17 protein-coding genes and 1 tRNA gene are annotated in these 15,654 nt (G+C 67.6%); 12 read left to right on the forward strand and 6 right to left on the reverse strand.

Annotated elements, in window-relative coordinates; genetic code table 11:
• The first annotated feature begins 31 nt into the window (after nucleotides 1-31).
• The 5 genes from hutI (at nucleotide 32) to QE399_RS14350 (ending at nucleotide 5,290) form a co-directional block, all read left to right on the forward strand.
• Nucleotides 32-1,297 (forward strand): imidazolonepropionase, encoded by a 1,266-nt coding sequence (gene hutI / locus QE399_RS14330; protein ID WP_405043702.1) that lies wholly within the window; start codon nucleotides 32-34, stop codon nucleotides 1,295-1,297.
• Entirely contained in the window at nucleotides 1,294-2,682 is a 1,389-nt protein-coding gene (locus QE399_RS14335) for an FAD-binding oxidoreductase (RefSeq protein ID WP_309829560.1), read from the forward strand. Before hutI ends, QE399_RS14335 begins: the two co-directional genes overlap by 4 nt.
• Nucleotides 2,679-4,082 (forward strand): formimidoylglutamate deiminase, encoded by a 1,404-nt coding sequence (locus tag QE399_RS14340; protein ID WP_309829562.1) that lies wholly within the window; start codon nucleotides 2,679-2,681, stop codon nucleotides 4,080-4,082. Before QE399_RS14335 ends, QE399_RS14340 begins: the two co-directional genes overlap by 4 nt.
• A gap of 33 nt (nucleotides 4,083-4,115) precedes the next feature.
• The gene (gene hutG / locus QE399_RS14345) at nucleotides 4,116-4,934 is read left to right on the forward strand and encodes an N-formylglutamate deformylase (protein ID WP_309829564.1); all 819 of its coding nucleotides are present in this window, start codon (nucleotides 4,116-4,118) and stop codon (nucleotides 4,932-4,934) included.
• Between the two features lie 62 nt (nucleotides 4,935-4,996).
• The gene (locus QE399_RS14350; RefSeq protein ID WP_309829566.1) at nucleotides 4,997-5,290 is read left to right on the forward strand and encodes a hypothetical protein; all 294 of its coding nucleotides are present in this window, start codon (nucleotides 4,997-4,999) and stop codon (nucleotides 5,288-5,290) included.
• A 316-nt stretch (nucleotides 5,291-5,606) separates the two neighbouring features.
• Here QE399_RS14350 and asd read toward each other — a convergent pair whose 3' ends face one another.
• Nucleotides 5,607-6,458 (reverse strand): archaetidylserine decarboxylase, encoded by an 852-nt coding sequence (asd, locus tag QE399_RS14355; RefSeq protein ID WP_309829568.1) that lies wholly within the window; start codon nucleotides 6,456-6,458, stop codon nucleotides 5,607-5,609.
• 258 nt (nucleotides 6,459-6,716) lie between these two features.
• Between asd and QE399_RS14360 the strand changes: the two genes are divergently transcribed.
• The 7 genes from QE399_RS14360 to QE399_RS14390 all read left to right on the forward strand — a co-directional run bounded on the left by QE399_RS14360 (nucleotide 6,717) and on the right by QE399_RS14390 (nucleotide 11,855).
• Nucleotides 6,717-7,874, forward strand: coding sequence for an HPP family protein (locus tag QE399_RS14360; RefSeq protein ID WP_309829570.1), 1,158 nt, complete (start codon nucleotides 6,717-6,719; stop codon nucleotides 7,872-7,874).
• A 236-nt stretch (nucleotides 7,875-8,110) separates the two neighbouring features.
• Complete coding sequence (gene infA / locus QE399_RS14365) at nucleotides 8,111-8,359, forward strand: translation initiation factor IF-1 (protein ID WP_309829572.1); 249 nt, start codon at nucleotides 8,111-8,113, stop codon at nucleotides 8,357-8,359.
• A gap of 91 nt (nucleotides 8,360-8,450) precedes the next feature.
• Nucleotides 8,451-8,527: transfer RNA gene (locus QE399_RS14370), tRNA-Pro, on the forward strand.
• Between the two features lie 170 nt (nucleotides 8,528-8,697).
• Nucleotides 8,698-8,955, forward strand: a complete 258-nt coding sequence (locus tag QE399_RS14375) for a hypothetical protein (protein WP_309829576.1) — start codon at nucleotides 8,698-8,700, stop codon at nucleotides 8,953-8,955.
• 96 nt (nucleotides 8,956-9,051) lie between these two features.
• Nucleotides 9,052-9,303 (forward strand): hypothetical protein, encoded by a 252-nt coding sequence (locus QE399_RS14380; RefSeq protein ID WP_309829578.1) that lies wholly within the window; start codon nucleotides 9,052-9,054, stop codon nucleotides 9,301-9,303.
• A gap of 250 nt (nucleotides 9,304-9,553) precedes the next feature.
• Nucleotides 9,554-10,456, forward strand: a complete 903-nt coding sequence (locus QE399_RS14385; RefSeq protein ID WP_309829580.1) for a PoNi-like cognate immunity protein — start codon at nucleotides 9,554-9,556, stop codon at nucleotides 10,454-10,456.
• A 631-nt stretch (nucleotides 10,457-11,087) separates the two neighbouring features.
• The gene (locus QE399_RS14390) at nucleotides 11,088-11,855 is read left to right on the forward strand and encodes a heparan-alpha-glucosaminide N-acetyltransferase (protein WP_309829582.1); all 768 of its coding nucleotides are present in this window, start codon (nucleotides 11,088-11,090) and stop codon (nucleotides 11,853-11,855) included.
• A gap of 153 nt (nucleotides 11,856-12,008) precedes the next feature.
• On the opposite strand, the gene QE399_RS14395 is transcribed toward QE399_RS14390, so the two are convergent.
• The 5 genes from QE399_RS14395 to QE399_RS14415 form a co-directional block, all read right to left on the reverse strand.
• Complete coding sequence (locus QE399_RS14395; RefSeq protein ID WP_309829584.1) at nucleotides 12,009-12,794, reverse strand: peptidylprolyl isomerase; 786 nt, start codon at nucleotides 12,792-12,794, stop codon at nucleotides 12,009-12,011.
• A gap of 67 nt (nucleotides 12,795-12,861) precedes the next feature.
• Nucleotides 12,862-13,131 (reverse strand): BolA family protein, encoded by a 270-nt coding sequence (locus QE399_RS14400; protein ID WP_309829586.1) that lies wholly within the window; start codon nucleotides 13,129-13,131, stop codon nucleotides 12,862-12,864.
• Nucleotides 13,128-13,688 (reverse strand): septation protein A, encoded by a 561-nt coding sequence (locus QE399_RS14405; protein ID WP_309829587.1) that lies wholly within the window; start codon nucleotides 13,686-13,688, stop codon nucleotides 13,128-13,130. The genes QE399_RS14400 and QE399_RS14405 overlap by 4 nt, the downstream gene beginning before the upstream one ends.
• Nucleotides 13,689-13,723: 35 nt before the next feature.
• Complete coding sequence (gene msrB / locus QE399_RS14410) at nucleotides 13,724-14,137, reverse strand: peptide-methionine (R)-S-oxide reductase MsrB (RefSeq protein WP_309829588.1); 414 nt, start codon at nucleotides 14,135-14,137, stop codon at nucleotides 13,724-13,726.
• Nucleotides 14,134-15,618, reverse strand: a complete 1,485-nt coding sequence (locus tag QE399_RS14415) for a protein adenylyltransferase SelO (RefSeq protein WP_309829590.1) — start codon at nucleotides 15,616-15,618, stop codon at nucleotides 14,134-14,136. The genes msrB and QE399_RS14415 overlap by 4 nt, the downstream gene beginning before the upstream one ends.
• Between the last annotated feature and the right edge of the window lie 36 nt (nucleotides 15,619-15,654).

Raw genomic sequence — 15,654 nt, forward strand, 5'->3', positions numbered from 1 at the left:
GCAGCTATTTAGTTGATAGCAAATGGCAGCCATGCAAGACCTTTCCCGTTCCGACTTCTTCAGCGCCGACGGCGTGTGGACCTGTCTGCGCCTGGCCGATGGGCTGGCGCAGCCCGATGTGCCCATTCCGCAAGGCGAGTGCGCCAGCCTGGTCGTGCAGCAGGGGCAGGTGCGTTGGGTGGGGCCGCAGGGCGGGGTGCCCGCCGAATGGGCCGCCGGGCCGCGCCACGCCGGCGGGGGGCGCCTGGTCACGCCGGGGCTGGTCGACTGCCATACGCACCTGGTCTACGGCGGTCAGCGCGCCAACGAATTCGCCATGCGCCTTGCCGGTGCCACCTACGAAGAGGTGGCCCGCGCGGGCGGCGGCATCGTCTCGTCGGTGAAGGCCACGCGCGAGGCCTCGGAGGACGAACTCTTCGCGCAGGCACTGCCGCGCCTGCAGGCCCTGCTGGACGAGGGCGTGTGCGCCATCGAGATCAAATCCGGCTACGGCCTGGCGCTGGCGCACGAACGCAAGCAACTGCGCGTGGCGCGCCGGCTGGGCGAGGCGCTGGGCGTGACGGTGCGCACCACCTTCCTGGGCGCGCACGCGCTGCCGCCCGAATACGCGGGCACAACGCAAGGCAGCCAGGACTACACCGACCTCGTCTGCCAGGAGATGCTGCCCGCGCTGGCCGCCGAAGGCCTGGTCGATGCGGTGGACGTGTTCTGCGAGCGCATCGCCTTCACGCTGGCAGAGACCGAGCAGGTCTTCCAGGCCGCGCAGGCGCTGGGCCTGCCGGTCAAGCTGCATGCCGAGCAGCTCAGCGACATGGGCGGAGCGGCGCTCGCGGCCCGCTACGGCGCGCTCTCGTGCGACCATATCGAGCATCTCTCGGCCGAGGGCATCGCCGCCATGCAGGCGGCCGGCACCGTGGCCGTGCTGCTGCCCGGCGCCTACTACACGCTGCGCGACACGCAGCTGCCGCCCATCCAGGCCCTGCGCGATGCGGGCGTGCCCCTGGCCGTGTCGACCGACCACAACCCGGGCACCTCGCCCGCCCTGAGCCTGCTGTTGATGGCCAACATGGCCTGCACGCTGTTCCGGTTGACGGTGCCCGAGGCGCTGGCCGGCATCACCACGCACGCCGCCCGGGCGCTGGGCCTGCAGGAGTCGCACGGCCTCATCGCCGCGGGCCGGCCCGCCAACTTCGTGCTCTGGTCCGTGCAGGAACCGGCCGAGCTGGCCTACTGGTTTGGCCACCGACCTGCGCACACCATCGTGCGGCAGGGCAGGGTGGTGAAGGGCGGCGCATGAGCACGTTCACGTTCATCGACGCCCTGGTGCAGGCGGTGGGAGCGGACGCGGTGCAGACCGGCGATGCGATTCCCCCGCGCCACCACACCGACTGGAGCGGCACCGCGCCCGTCGCGCCGCTGGCGCTGGTGCGCCCGCGCAGCACCGAACAGGTGGCCGCCGTGCTGGCCCTGTGCACCGCGCACCGCGTGCCCGTGGTGCCGCAGGGCGGGCTGACCGGCCTGGCAGGCGCGGCGGTGCCGTGCGCGCAGGGCATCGCGCTGTCGCTGGACCGCATGCACGCCATCGAGGCCGTGGACCCGCTGGCCGGCACCCTCACCTGCCAGGCCGGCGCCACGCTGCAGAGCGTGCAGGAAGCCGCTGCGGCCGCCGGCCTGCAGCTGGGCGTGGACTGGGGCGCCCGCGGCTCGGCGCAGATCGGCGGCGGCATCGCCACCAACGCGGGCGGCAATGGCGTGCTGCAGTTCGGCATGCTGCGCGAACAGGTGCTGGGGCTGGAGGTGGTGCTGGCAGACGGCAGCGTGCTGCCCATGCTGCGCCCCATGCTCAAGAACAACACCGGGTATGACCTCAAGCACTGGTTCATTGGCGCGGAAGGCACGCTGGGTGTGGTCACCCGCGCCGTGCTGCGGCTGCGCCCGGCGCCGGCCGCACGCGCCACGGCGCTGGTGGCGCTCCCGACCTTTGACGCGGCGCTGGCGCTGCTGTCGCGGCTGCATGCGCGCTTTCCAGGAGCCGTGTCGGCCTATGAACTCATGTGGCGCGACTTCGTCGCGGCCTCGCTGTCCTGGCAGCAACTGCGCGAGCCGTTCGATGCCGCACATCCCTTCGCCGCGCTGGTCGATGTGGGCGGATCGGAAGAGGGCGCCTTGCAGTCGGCGCTGGAGGCGGTGCTGGGCGAGGCCATGGAGGCCGGCCTGGCGCTGGACGCTGCCATCGCCCAGTCGCACGCCCAGGCGCGCGCGCTGTGGAAGATCCGCGAGGCCACGGCCGTGCTGCCCGAGCACATGCACCCGCCCATCAACTTCGACGTGAGCCTGCCGCTGGCGGACATCGGCCGCTTCGCCGACGCGTGCCGGGCGGCGCTCACCGCCCGCTGGCCCGCGCACCACACAGTGTTCTTCGGCCATGTGGGCGACGGCAATCTGCACCTGACGACGGACGCCAGTACGGTGAGCGGCGAAGAACACGCCGTCGAGGCGCTGGTGTACGAGCAGGTGGCCGCCTTCCACGGCAGCGTGTCGGCCGAGCACGGCATCGGCCTGCACAAGAAGCCGTATCTGGCGGTGAGCCGCACGCCGGCCGAGCTGGCCGCCATGCGCGCCGTCAAGCAGGCGCTGGACCCGCTCAACCTCATGAATCCTGGCAAGGTTTTCGACCTGTGAACGATCCGTCTTCCTCCCCATCGGGCGCCTTGTTCGCCGAAAATGCCTTGCTGCCCGCGGGCTGGGCGCGCGACGTGTTGCTGCAATGGAATGCCGCCGGCCTGCTCACCTCGGTGACGCCCGGCGCACAGCGCGGCGGTGCGCCGGTGGCGCCCGGCCCGGTGATTCCCGGCATGTCCAACCTGCACTCGCACGCGTTCCAGCGGGCCTTCGCCGGGCTGACGGAATACCGCGCCACCGGGCAGGACAGCTTCTGGAGCTGGCGCAACCTGATGTACCGCTTTGCTGCGCGCATCACGCCCGAGTCGCTGGAAGCCATCGCCACCTGGCTGTACGTGGAGATGCTGGAGGCGGGGTACACATCGGTCTGCGAGTTCCATTACGTGCACCACGACCAGGACGGCACGCCCTATGCCGACGACGCCACGCTGGCCCATGCGCTGCTGCGAGCCGCGCGCACGGCGGGCATCGGCCTCACGCTGCTGCCCGTGCTGTACCAGACCAGCGGCTTCGGCGGCAACGCGCCGCGTGAAACCCAAGCGCGCTTCATCCGCAGCACCGACAACATGCTCTCGTTATTGGAGCGCCTTTCTCCCGCCATACAAGCGCTGGGGGGTGTTTTGGGCCTGGCTCCGCATTCGCTGCGTGCCGTGCCGCCCGACAGCCTAGCCGCCGCGGTGGAAGGCCTCACGGCGTTGAGCCCGCAGGCGCCCATCCACATCCACATCGCCGAGCAGACGCAGGAGGTCGACGACTGCATCGCCTGGAGCGGCCGGCGCCCCGTCGAGTGGCTGCTGCAGCATGCGCCCGTGGACGCGCGCTGGTGCCTGGTGCACGCCACGCACATGACGCCCGCCGAATACGCAGCCGCCGCCCGCACCGGCGCCGTGGCCGGCATCTGCCCCACGACCGAGGCCAACCTGGGCGACGGCCTTTTCGACATGCCGCTGTGGCTGCAGCACGGCGGGCGCTGGGGCGTGGGCTCCGACAGCCATGCCTGTGTGAACGCGGCCGAGGAACTGCTGATGCTGGAATACGGCCAGCGCCTGGCGCGCCGCCAGCGCAACGTACTGGCCTCGGCCACGCAGCCGCAGGTGGCCACCGCCATGACCCTGCAGGCCGTGCAGGGCGGGGCGCAGGCGGCAGGCCGGCCCATTGCCGGCCTGGCCGTGGGCCAGCAGGCGGACCTGGTGGCGCTGGACGCCGGCCACGTCGCCCTGGCCGGCTTGCCGGCCGACAGCATGCTGGGCGCCCACGTGTTCGGCAGCCACCGCACGTCGGCCCTGCACAGCCTGTGGGTGGGCGGCACGCAGCGCGTGCACGCCGGCCGCCATGTGCTGCACGACAGCGCGGCAGCCGCCTTCGTGGCCGCCCGATCGGCCACCGTCGCCAACGCCTGACCGGGCCGCTTTCTCCCGATAATCCCAGCCCTCATGACAGATACCGCCCCCCCGCCTTTCCTCTTCCACCAGGGCACGGCGCCCCTGCTGATCTCCATGCCGCACGTCGGCACCTATGTGCCGCCAGCCCTGGCCGCCCGCTTCACCGATGAAGCCCGCCAGGTGCACGACACCGACTGGCACCTGGAGCGCCTCTACGGCTTTGCCAAGGAACTGGGCGCTTCCATCCTCGTCGCCACGCATTCGCGCTACGTGGTCGACCTGAACCGGCCGCCCGACGGCGCCAGCCTCTACCCCGGCCAGAGCGTGACCGGCCTGTGCCCGGTGGACACCTTCGACGACACGCCCATCTACGCGGCGGGCGACGTTCCGGGCGATGCGGAGGTCGCGGCGCGCCGCGACGCCGTCTGGGCGCCGTACCACGCGCAGTTGCGCGCGGAGCTGGACCGCATCCACGCCGCGCACGGCGTCGCCATGCTGTGGGACGCGCATTCCATCCGATCGGTGCTGCCGCGCTTCTTCGAGGGCAAGCTGCCCGACCTGAACCTGGGCACCGGCAACGGCACGTCGTGCGATCCGGCGCTGGCCGAGGAACTGCTGGCCATCGGTAAAGCCGCCACGGGCTATACCGCGGTGCTCAATGGCCGCTTCAAGGGCGGACACATCACGCGCCACTACGGCGATCCGGCGCGCAACATCCACGCCGTGCAGCTGGAGATGACGCAGAGCAGCTACATGCAGGAAGCCATGCCCTTCGACTACCTGCCCGAGGTGGCGGCCGGCATCGAGCCGCACCTGCGCCGCATGATCGAAGCCGCTCTGGCATTCGCCGAAAAACGACGCGCCTCCTGAAAGATCGCCCGCCGCGCCCGGGAAGCCCCCGCGAGCGTCGGGCAGCCGCTACCATGACCGCCATGGAAAACGTGTCAGCCGATGACCTCTTCGCAGTCGCCCAGGGCGTGGAGGTTGCGCCCGCCGCTCCCCCGCGCGAGCCCGTCTGGGGCTGGGGCGAACGCTTCCATATGCCGCTGTACAAGCCCGGCACCCGGGTGCGCATGGGAAAAGGGTGGGAGACGGTGAGCCATATCAGCCTCAAGCGCGACCAGCTGCGCATTCACCTGGTGGGCCACGAGAACACGGTGGACCCTTCCGCAGTGCAGCTGGAGCCCACGGTCTTCACTACGCTGCGCGTGCCTGAGGCGCGCTGAGGCCGCTTCTGCCGGCGCCGTCGGCCGCCGGCCCTGGCCGGGCCCATCCGCTTGGACATGCGCCGTTGCCGTTGCCGCTGACACATTCGCGCCGGCCTGGGCGCCATTCACAGTGCGATGGGGCTTGGAGGGGCAGGGCGCACAACCTGCAGGCGCCTTGAAACCAAGCCATGGCGTGCTATCTCAATGAGAGCTACATGCGCTGGATGCGATTGACCTTCAAGGCGATAACCATCGCAAGATCAAGCGGGTAAAGCGCTGGCAGCTATTTTTTTGATAGCGCCATGTCGGGCGGCAGCGCGCACCGCCCTCCTGCTTACATGCCGGGGCGCTGCCCCATCGCCTCACCCAGCCGCACGGCGCGTGCGGCATCCCAATCCGCCTGGAACTGCACAGCCCCTTCCGGAAACAGCAGCACGACGGTCGAGCCGAGCAGGAAACGGCCCATCTCTTCCCCCTGGCGCAGGGTGATGTCCTGGCCGCTGTAGTCCCAGCTGCGCAGCGTGCCGGTGCGGGGCGGGTTGACCTGCCCATGCCACACGGTCGCCATGCTGCCGACGATGGTCGCGCCCACCAGAACCAGCGCCATGGGGCCCATCGGCGTGTCGAACATGCACACCACGCGCTCGTTGCGCGCGAACAGCCCGGGCACGCCGCGGGCGGTGAGGGGGTTGACCGAGAACAGATCGCCCGGCACATGGACCATGCGCGTGAGGCGGCCGTCGCAGGGCATGTGGATGCGGTGGTAGTCGCGCGGGCTCAGGTAGATCGTGGCGAAGCTGCCGTTCTCGAACTGGGCCGCCAGCGCCGCGTCCCCGCCGAGCAGGGCCGTGGTCGAGTACCGGTGGCCCTTGGCCTGGAAGATCTGGTCGCGCTCGATGGGCCCGAGCTGGCTCACCGCCCCGTCCACCGGGCACACCACGGCCGCATCGGCCAGCGGGCGGGCACCGGGCCGCAGGGCCCGCGTGAAGAAGTCGTTGAAGGTCGCGTAGCTGCCGATGTCCGGATCGGCCGCCTCGCCCATGTCCACGCGGTAGCGCGCCACGAAGCGGCGGATCGCCGCCGTGGTCAGGCGGCCCGCCCTGGCGGAAGCGAAGCGGCCGGCAAGGGCGGTCAGCGCCTGTTTGGGCAAAAGGTATTGGGGAAGAACGGCGAGGCGGTCAGACACGTGGTGGGGCTCAGGGTCTTGTAAGGAGAGGCTGACGCGAGGCGTGGGCCCGGATCAATCGATTCTAGGGGGTGACTGCGGGCGGGCGTGCCCAGGGAAACGCCAGCACCGGCCAATTCGGCGCAGGCCGCACGCCCGCCCGCCGCCGGGAGCGGCAGGGCGGTGTCTGTGCCGGGCGGGCGGACGCGGCACAATCGCCGCTCTCGTCGTTGCCTCTGCCGCCGCTTGGCCTGTCCGTGCCCGCGCGGCCCCTGACCCATGCCCGATCCCTCGTCGCCCACGCCTTCCCGCCGTGCTGCCCTGGCACGGCATCTGCGCCCGTGGATGCTCCGCCTGCTGCCGGCCCCCATGCACATCAGCCGCCAGGAAGGCGCGCGCGTGGTGGCGGGCGCCGTGATCGGTGTGCTCATCGTGGCCTGGATCAGCCGGTGGATGGGGGGCGCCATGCCGGGCCCGTGGATGGTGGCTTCGCTCGGCGCCTCTGCCGTGCTGGTCCTGGGCATGCCCACCAGTCCCATGGCCCAGCCCTGGCCGGTGATCGCCGGCAGCACGCTGTCGGCCCTGGTGGGCACTGCCTGTTCCGCGCTGGTTACCGACGCTGCTGTGGCCGGGGCGCTTGCCGTGGGGCTGGCGATTGCCGCCATGCTGGCGCTGCGCTGCCTGCATCCGCCCGGTGCCTCGATGGCGCTGTACGTGGTGCTGACACAGAGCGATGGGCTGCGGCTGGCTGGGTTCCCTGTGCTGCTCGATGTGGTGGTGCTCGTCGCCGTGGCCATGGCTTTCCACCGCCTCACCGGACGGCGCTATCCCCATGCCCAGCACGCGCCGCCTGCCGGCGCGGGGCCGGCCGGGCGCTTCACGCAGGAGGATCTGGACATGGCCCTGCAGCACTACAACGCTGTGCTGGACATCGGGCGTGCCGATCTGGAAGGGCTGCTGCAGCTGGCCGGCAAGGCCGCATTCCAGCGCACGCTGGGCGAGCTGCGGTGTGCCGACATCATGTCGGCCCCCGTGCACTCCGTGACCAGCGAGTTGCCCCTCAAGGACGCGTGGGCGCTGATGCGCAAGGAGCAGATCAAGGCCGTGCCCGTCGTGGATGGCCGCGGGTGGGTGGTCGGGATCGTCACCGTGTCCGACTTCATGCGGCTGGCCCACCTGGAAGCGCACGAGGGCATCGGCCAGCGTCTGCGCGCGCTCGTCACCGGTCGCCCCCAACAGCCGCGGACGGTCTCGGCCCTGATGTCACAGCCCGTGCAGACGGCCAGGCAGGACCAGCCGGTGATGGATCTGGTGCCCCTCTTTTCCGAAGCAGGCCACCACCATCTACCCATCGTGAATGCGCAGAGCGAACTGGTGGGCATCATCACCCAGACCGGTCTGGTGCGCGCCCTGGCGCGGGCCGTGGTGCCCGCCTAGGCATGCGATCCCGCGCCGCGGTACAATAGGAAGGCTTTTGCACAGCGCTTCGCCTGTCCATCCAAGCCGTCTGCCCGGCCTCACTGCTTGCCTGCGCCCCGGGTGCAGCGACTCCCCTGCCTGCAATGCTCCGTTCCCAGGGCCCCCGAGGGCCCCGGTGGTCGGTGGACGGCCGCCGCACAGGAACGCGTGCATGCTCGCCACAGAATATTTGTTATTGATAGATTGACTGAACCATGGCCAAAGAAGAACTGATCGAGATGCAGGGCTCCGTGACGGAAGTGCTGCCGGACTCGCGCTTTCGCGTAACGCTGGACAATGGGCACCAACTCATCGCCTATACCGGCGGCAAGATGCGCAAGCACCACATCCGCATCTTGGCGGGCGACAAGGTGTCGCTGGAAATGTCGCCCTACGACCTGACCAAGGGCCGCATCACCTTCCGCCACCTGGCCGGCCGCGGCCCGGGTCCCTCTCCCCGTTGAGGCAGGGCGTTGCGTCGAACCCATCGAAATATGGCAAAAACATCCGTTTTTGCCCGGGGCGACCGCAACGGCACGGTAGAATGCCAGTTGTCGGAGCGTAGCGCAGCCTGGTAGCGCATCTGCTTTGGGAGCAGAGGGTCGCGAGTTCGAATCCCGCCGCTCCGACCATTGATATCAAGGGGTTAGGTTCACAAGACCTAACCCCTTTTGTCGTTCAGAGCGACTCAGCGAACCTGGAAGCCCGGGCACAGGGGTCTCAGGAGGTCCAGCGGTTTGCCGTCCGTCCCACAAGGCGCGCCGCGCGCTCCGAATAGCATGGGCTCTTCGCAGGAGGACCCATGGCCACACACGAAGAATTCATTGCTCCGGTAGAGGAAGTTCACCAGGGCTTCCAGATCTTGGCGACTCCGGTGGAGAGTGCCGGCGGGGAGTGGTCATGCAACTTCCTGGTCATTCCGCCCGATCCCAAGCACCAACGCCAGACCGGCCAGGTCCAGGGTCCCTTCGCAACCCAGAAGGCTGCGTACCACGCAGGCGTGGCGCAGGCCAGACGTGTCATCGACGGCTCGGCAGGGGGTGGCACGGCCTCGGAGTGATCGCAGGCAGCTTTTGTGCAGGACGGACTGGAATATTCCTGACACGGCGGCGCGGGACTGGTGTCTACCATTCCTGCACTACGCCAGGAGGCCGGAATGCACGCTGCAGGATTGGCGGATGCCGCGAAGGCTCCGTCTTATGAGGAGTATTGTGGTCACAGGATCATCGCGACGCCCGTGAGCGATGGGGCAGGGGGGTTCAACTGTGATTGCACCATCATGGTGTTCCCGGACCAACTCCCGCTTCTTCGCGCAGGAATCACCGGCTCGCATCCGACGCCCGAGGCCGCGTACGCGGTGGGACTGCGCAACGCCAAGTCGATCATCGACGTATTCGGCGTTCACTGACTGACGGACTGACGGGGCCGGCGTCGGTTTCGGCGCGACACAGCGCAATGGATATGTCGTTGGCTGTCTTTAGATCGTTGGACAGGCCGCACAACCTCGCGCTCAGCGTCTTGGCCCTGTTCATTCACGGGCTGCATCGGGCGCCAGGAGTCAGAAGCGGGTCAGAGTTGTACCGTCCATCACCTTCGTGCTGACCGTGTAACAATCCAAGCCTTGAGAAATGTGCGGGGACGCAATGGTTCGTTCGCCAATGGGAAGTGCTTCTTACTGGAACGAATGGTGCTCGTATGCGGATGAGCACATCGCCCACATGACGAAGCAGATTTCGGAGCCGGCAGGTGACCCGTCCTATCGGCCGCAGTATGTTTTCAACCTTGTGCGAAAGCACTATGAGCAAATGCTGCGGCGCTACTCCCGGGGCGACGCCATTACCGAACTGAGGTCGTATTTCCCGCCGTTGCTGGACGCCTGGGAAGAGTCCGAACGTCTGGGATACGCTGTTTGGACGGCGAAGCAACAGTACACGCGCCACGCATGGAAGGTGAATCTCGATCACTACATCGTTTGCTTCTGGCTGGTGGGCTTGGCGCTGGTGCTTGAAATACCGGATGACCAATGGCAGCGGCTGATCACCTTGGTGGGAAACGAAGGCGAGGATGCCTTGTTGGATCGCGTGATAGCGTCTCGGCAGTCGGGGCGCAAAATAGGCGCCGCGCTCTGCCATCCGAGGCCGTACGAGCGGCTGCTGGACGCCGTGAATGCGCCGAGGGCGGAACAGGCCCTGTTGCTATCGACGTTCCTGGAAAAATGGCATCTCGAACTCCACGGCCCTCCGGCAAGAGGCTTGGCCAAGACGACAGCGATGAAAAATGCCCGCCCCTATTGGCATCGGTATGGTGAGCAGAATTTCGAAGGCGGCGCGTATTTCGGGCGCTGGTGTGTGGAGGCGGTAGCCGCCGTCAAAGCCTTCGGCATGGATGACAGCCTGTGTCTGGGACATGCCGACTATCCAGGGGATCTGCTGCGCCCCGGGAAACTCACGACGCACCTTCCATCGCCACGACGCGAGCAGACTGCTGACTTCCCGTTGGATAGTGGCGTGGCAAAGCAGAGTCGGCCAGGATGGTTCGCCAGAATTTTCGGCGGGCTATAAGCACGCAATGTAGGCAGTGCCGCTTACGTCCTACAGCTTCGCGCCTGCAGCGGTTTCTAGGATGGTTCTCACCAAAAGGAACCTTCCATGTCCCGCGCTGACCCACGTCCTGAAGCTCCCGACCGCCCGCGCGGCCCGCCGCACCTGCCGGATCGGAAGAAGAGAAGCCGCGCAGCTCTGATCGTCTTGGGATGTGTGGCGATCGCGGCCGTGTTGCTCCTGGGCGGCACTTTCCTGTTCGCGCCCGACAAGGTCTACGACCCTGGCGAGAGCTTCGGTACGGAGCGGCCGGCGCACGTTCCGCCACCAGGTGGCGGGTCCCACTAGGCACCAGATCGCGCAAATGGACCGCACGGCCCTCTCAACGGTCAGCAAGACGGTCCTGCAGGCGACGGTGGAACGCCGTTTCCGACTTCCAGACGCTTCGCTTCGCCCGGTCCTGGCATACCTGTGCCTCCCAACGCTGCCCGCTACGATGTGGCCCATTCCGCTCTGCGCCGCGGCACCTCCATCCGTCCATCCCGTTGACGGCTTGGTGTAGGCTCGCCGTTTACCCCTGCCTGCTCCCATCTGTGGGAAGTCCGGCGCGCAAGAACGGAGAAACTGCATAGCCATGCGTTCGACAGATGACATGCAACCCCCCGCGGCTGCGCGGCCTGCAGCGGCGCGCCTGGATGCGGTGGACGCCCTACGCGGCGTGGCCATGGTGTGGATGACGGTGTTTCACTTCTGCTTCGATCTCAGCCACTTCGGGTACTGGCCCCAGGAGTTCCGCGCGGATCCGTTCTGGACCGTGCAGCGCACGATGATCGTGAGCCTGTTTCTGCTGTGTGCCGGCTTCGGGCAGGCCATTGCGTGGCAACAGGGCGTGGCATGGCCGCGCTTCTGGCGCCGCTGGGGGCAGATCGTGGCGTGCGCGCTGCTGGTCACGCTCGGATCTGCCTGGATGTTTCCCCGCAGCTTCATCTACTTCGGGGTGCTGCACGGCATGGCCGCGATGCTGCTGATCACCCGCCTGACGTCCGGAGCGGGTCCGTGGCTATGGCCGATGGGCCTGCTGGCCCTGGCGGCGCCCTGGGCCGCACAATGGCTGCTGGCCGGACCGTGGCATGCCTGGGCTTCCGTCTTCGACAGCCGCGCACTCAACTGGCTCGGGCTGGTGTCCCGCAAGCCCTTCACCGAGGACTATGTGCCGCTTTTCCCCTGGCTGGGCGTGATTTGGTGGGGCATGGCGGCGGGGCAGTGGATACTGGGCCTGCGGCCTGCTGTGCTCGCCGCGCCCCTGTCTGCACCGGGCCGCGCGCTGGCATGGCTGGGCCGCTGGAGCCTCAGCTACTACATGCTGCACCAGCCGGTGATGATCGGCGGTCTGATGGCTGTGGGGTGGTGGCTGGGCTGAGCGCCTGGGTTGCGCGGCAAGCGGGTAGGCCACACGCCAGCGGGCCGGCGCACGGCGGCACCCGTTAGTGGTTCCTCTACCGTCCCGCGAGCGGCAAATAAAAAAGCGGCCCACGGGCCGCTTTTTCTAAACAGGTCATTCGACCTAGCCGGATCACTCGACCTTGGCCTTGGTGCGCAGGTCTTCCTGGAACTTGGCCAGCTTCTGCTGCTGCAGTTGCTGGGCGATCTGCGGCTTCACTTCTTCCAGCTTGGGCAGCTGCGCTTCGCGCACGTCGTCCAGGCGGATGACATGCCAGCCGAACTGGCTCTTCACGGGGGTTTGCGTGGTCTTGCCCTTTTCGAGCTTCACCAGTGCTTCGGTGAACTCGGGGACGTAGCTGTTGGGGCTGGCCCAGTCCAGATCGCCACCGCGTGCGCCGGATCCGGGATCCTTGGACTGCTTCTTGGCGATGTCGGCGAACTTGGCGCCCTTCTTCAGGGAGGCGATGATGGCCTTGGCCTCGTCTTCCTTCTCGACCAGGATGTGGCTGGCCTTGTATTCCTTGCCGGAATTGGCCGCGGCGAACTTGTCGTACTCGGCCTGGATTTCAGCGTCAGTGACCGGGTTGTTCTTCTGGTAGTCCACGAACAACTCGCGGATCAGGATGGTCTGGCGGGCCAGTTCCATCTGGGCCTTGTAGTCGGCGGATCCTTCGAGGCCGCGCTTTTGCGCTTCCTGCATGAAGATCTCACGGGCGATCACTTCCTCTTTGATCTGGCCTTCGACTTCAGGGGTCACCGGGCGGCCGGAACGTTCCACTTGCTGCTTCAAGGCATCTGCGCGTTCCTTGGGAACGGCCTTGCCGTTGACGATGGCGATGTTCTGCGCAGACACGGGCAGCACTACGGTGCCCAGCATGGCAGCGGCCACCAGGCCGGACAAGAGCTTTTTCTTCATTGGAAATCCACAAAAAGGAAATTGATAGCAACCAACCTTGGCTGCAAGCCCGTCAGCTGAGGGCGAATCAGAGAACTTCAATGGCGATGGCGTGGGCGCCCTGGTCAATGAAAACCTGCAGCGCATCATACACAAGGCGATGCTGGGCCACGCGGGCCTTGCCGGTAAACAAAGGTGACGAGATCCGCACCCGGAAATGGGTACCGAAGCCCGTGCCATTGGCCCCGGCATGGCCTGCGTGGGCGGCGCTTTCGTCGATGACTTCCAGATGCGTGGGAGCCAGCCGCCCGGCCAGCCGGGCATGCATGGCCTCGGCGGTGATGGGCTGTCCGCTCATGGCTGCACGTCCGTGGGTTGCTTGTCTTCCTCCTCCTTGAGGTAGCGGCTCAGGTACAGGGCCTGCGCCACGACGAAGACGAGCATGAAGCCGAGGCCGCCGAACAGCTTGAAGTTGACCCAGGTATCGGTGTCGAAGGTGTAGGCCACCCACAGGTTGACCACGCCCATGATTGCGAAGAAGCCGGCCCAGCTCCAGTTCAGGGTGCGCCAGGCGTTGTCGGGCAGCGTCATCTGCGCCCCCATCAGCGAGCGGATGAGGTTCTTGCGGAACACCAGCTGCGCGATCAGCAGGGCGCCCCCCATCAGCCAGTACAGCACCGTGGGCTTCCACTTGATGAAGGTCTCGCTGTGGGCCAGCAACGTGGCGCCGCCGAAGACCACGATCACCCCCAGGCTGACCCACTGCATGGGCTCGACCTTGCCGTGGCGCACACGCAGGTAGGCGATCTGCAGCACGGTGGCGACGATGGCCACTGCGGTGGCGGTATAGATGCCCCAGACCTTGAACGCGGCGAAGAACAGGATGATGGGGAAGAAGTCGATCAGCAGTTTCATGGACGGTGCAGGGCGCGAAAGGCTCCAGGGGACGGTCAGGGCGCCTCGGACTCGAAGTCGAGCGAGGCGGAATTCATACAGTAACGCAGCCCGGTCGGGGCCGGGCCGTCTTCGAAGACGTGGCCCAGGTGGGCTCCGCATTGTGCACAAACGGTTTCTGTGCGGACCATGCCGTGGCTGCGGTCCACGATCTCCTTAATGGCGCCGGGAACAGCCTGCGAGAAGCTGGGCCAGCCGCAGCCGGCGTCGAACTTGGTGTCGGAATCGAACAGCTTGGCGCCGCAGCACACGCAGTGGTAGCTGCCGTCGGCCCAATGCGCCTCGTACTTACCGGTGAAAGGGCGTTCGGTGGCGGCGTGGCGCGTCACCTTCCAGGCGGCGGGCTCGGCGCCCTTTTCCTGGAGCAGGGCTTGCCATTCTGCGTCGGTCTTCTGGACGGGAAAGGTCATGATGAACAGCTGATTTCGATGGTGGACGCCCAGTCGGGCGGAAAGCCGGACCAGTGGGCATCCTGGTCCGCATGTTCGTCAAATGGGTGGGCGAGCAGCGTTTGCAAGGTGGCGAACACCGAGAAGTCACCCGACCGGGCCGCGCGGATGGCCTGTTCGCCCAGGTGGTTGCGGAGCACGAACTTGGGATTGGTTTTCAGCATCAAATCGGCCGCCAGCCCTTGATCCGATTGCGCAAGCTGCTCCTGATAGGTGAGCAACCAGCCATCCCAGCCGGGGCGGTTCACGAACAGATCGCGCACGGTTTCGTAGTCGCCGGTGGCGACCGCGTGCGACAGGCGGCGCCAGAAGATGGGGTAATCCACACCATCGCCCGCCAGCAGCTGCAGCAGGGCATCAACCAGGGCCGCATCGCCGTCACCCGACTGCCGCAGGCCCAGCTTGTCGCGCATGCGCTGCAGGAACTGCGCGGGGAACACGCTGCGGTAGGACTCCAGCGCGGCCTGGGCGATCTCGGTGTCGCCGATAAGCGGCATCAGCGCCTGGCCGAGGCAGAACAGGTTCCAGTAGGCGACGTTGGGCTGGCGGTTGAAGGCATAGCGGCCCTGGGTGTCGCTGTGGTTGCAGACATGCCCCGGCACGAACCCGTCGAGGAACTGGAAGGGGCCGTAGTCGATGGTCAGGCCCAGGATGCTCATGTTGTCCGTGTTCATCACACCGTGGCAGAAGCCGATGGCCTGCCACTGCGCCAGCAACGCAGCGGTGCGCTCGCTCACGGCCTGCAGCAGAGCAGCGTAAGGGTTGCGGCCGAGCGCCGCCGTGGTGCGGCAGTCCGGGTAGTAGCGGTCGATCACGTAGTCGGCCAGCTGGCGCAGTTCCGCCTCCTGGCCGCGCGCGGCGAAGTGCTCGAAATGGCCGAAGCGGATGAAGCTGGGCGCCAGCCGCGTCACCACGGCGGCGGTTTCGGCCTCTTCGCGGTACACCGGGGCGGTCGAGCCGGTGATGCACAGGGCCCGCGTGGTGGGGATGTCCAGCGCGTGCATGGCCTCGCTGCACAGGAACTCGCGGATGCTGGAGCGCAAGACGGCGCGGCCGTCGCCCATGCGCGAGTAGGGCGTGCGGCCGGCGCCCTTGAGCTGCACCTCGATGCCGCTATCGGTTTCGCCCAGCAGGATGGCGCGCCCGTCGCCGAGCTGGCCGGCCCACACGCCGAACTGGTGGCCGCTGTAGACGCTGGCCAGCGGGCGCGCGTCCGCCGGCATCGCGTTGCCGGTGAAGACCTGTAGGGCGGTGTCGGAAGCCAGCCATTCCCGGTCCACACCCAGCCACTCGGCAGCGCTGGCGCTGCTGCCGACCCAATGCGGCGCTGGCAGGGGCGTGGGTACCAGCTCGGTGAAGAAGGCCGGACCCAGCGCGGCAAAGCCGTTGTGCCAGGCCAGGCCGGAGCGCGGCGATGCGGCAGGCGTCGGGGTAGAAGACATCGGACGATTGTCCTGCACGGGCGGATGCCCCGTCGG

It is taken from the genome of Paracidovorax wautersii (assembly GCF_031453675.1).
Taxonomy (GTDB): domain Bacteria; phylum Pseudomonadota; class Gammaproteobacteria; order Burkholderiales; family Burkholderiaceae_C; genus Paracidovorax.

Excerpts from the sequence above, each read along its gene's own strand:
- QE399_RS14360 (WP_309829570.1), top strand. The coding sequence starts at position 6,717 with ATGCCCGATCCCTCGTCGCCCACGCCTTCCCGCCGTGCTGCCCTGGCA.
- QE399_RS14395 (WP_309829584.1), bottom strand. The coding sequence starts at position 12,794 with ATGAAGAAAAAGCTCTTGTCCGGCCTGGTGGCCGCTGCCATGCTGGGC.
- hutI (WP_405043702.1), top strand. The coding sequence starts at position 32 with ATGCAAGACCTTTCCCGTTCCGACTTCTTCAGCGCCGACGGCGTGTGG.
- QE399_RS14415 (WP_309829590.1), bottom strand. The coding sequence starts at position 15,618 with ATGTCTTCTACCCCGACGCCTGCCGCATCGCCGCGCTCCGGCCTGGCC.
- QE399_RS14375 (WP_309829576.1), top strand. The coding sequence starts at position 8,698 with ATGGCCACACACGAAGAATTCATTGCTCCGGTAGAGGAAGTTCACCAG.
- infA (WP_309829572.1), top strand. The coding sequence starts at position 8,111 with ATGGCCAAAGAAGAACTGATCGAGATGCAGGGCTCCGTGACGGAAGTG.
- QE399_RS14335 (WP_309829560.1), top strand. The coding sequence starts at position 1,294 with ATGAGCACGTTCACGTTCATCGACGCCCTGGTGCAGGCGGTGGGAGCG.
- QE399_RS14385 (WP_309829580.1), top strand. The coding sequence starts at position 9,554 with ATGGGAAGTGCTTCTTACTGGAACGAATGGTGCTCGTATGCGGATGAG.
- hutG (WP_309829564.1), top strand. The coding sequence starts at position 4,116 with ATGACAGATACCGCCCCCCCGCCTTTCCTCTTCCACCAGGGCACGGCG.
- QE399_RS14400 (WP_309829586.1), bottom strand. The coding sequence starts at position 13,131 with ATGAGCGGACAGCCCATCACCGCCGAGGCCATGCATGCCCGGCTGGCC.
- msrB (WP_309829588.1), bottom strand. The coding sequence starts at position 14,137 with ATGACCTTTCCCGTCCAGAAGACCGACGCAGAATGGCAAGCCCTGCTC.
- QE399_RS14405 (WP_309829587.1), bottom strand. The coding sequence starts at position 13,688 with ATGAAACTGCTGATCGACTTCTTCCCCATCATCCTGTTCTTCGCCGCG.
- QE399_RS14380 (WP_309829578.1), top strand. The coding sequence starts at position 9,052 with ATGCACGCTGCAGGATTGGCGGATGCCGCGAAGGCTCCGTCTTATGAG.
- QE399_RS14390 (WP_309829582.1), top strand. The coding sequence starts at position 11,088 with ATGCAACCCCCCGCGGCTGCGCGGCCTGCAGCGGCGCGCCTGGATGCG.
- QE399_RS14350 (WP_309829566.1), top strand. The coding sequence starts at position 4,997 with ATGGAAAACGTGTCAGCCGATGACCTCTTCGCAGTCGCCCAGGGCGTG.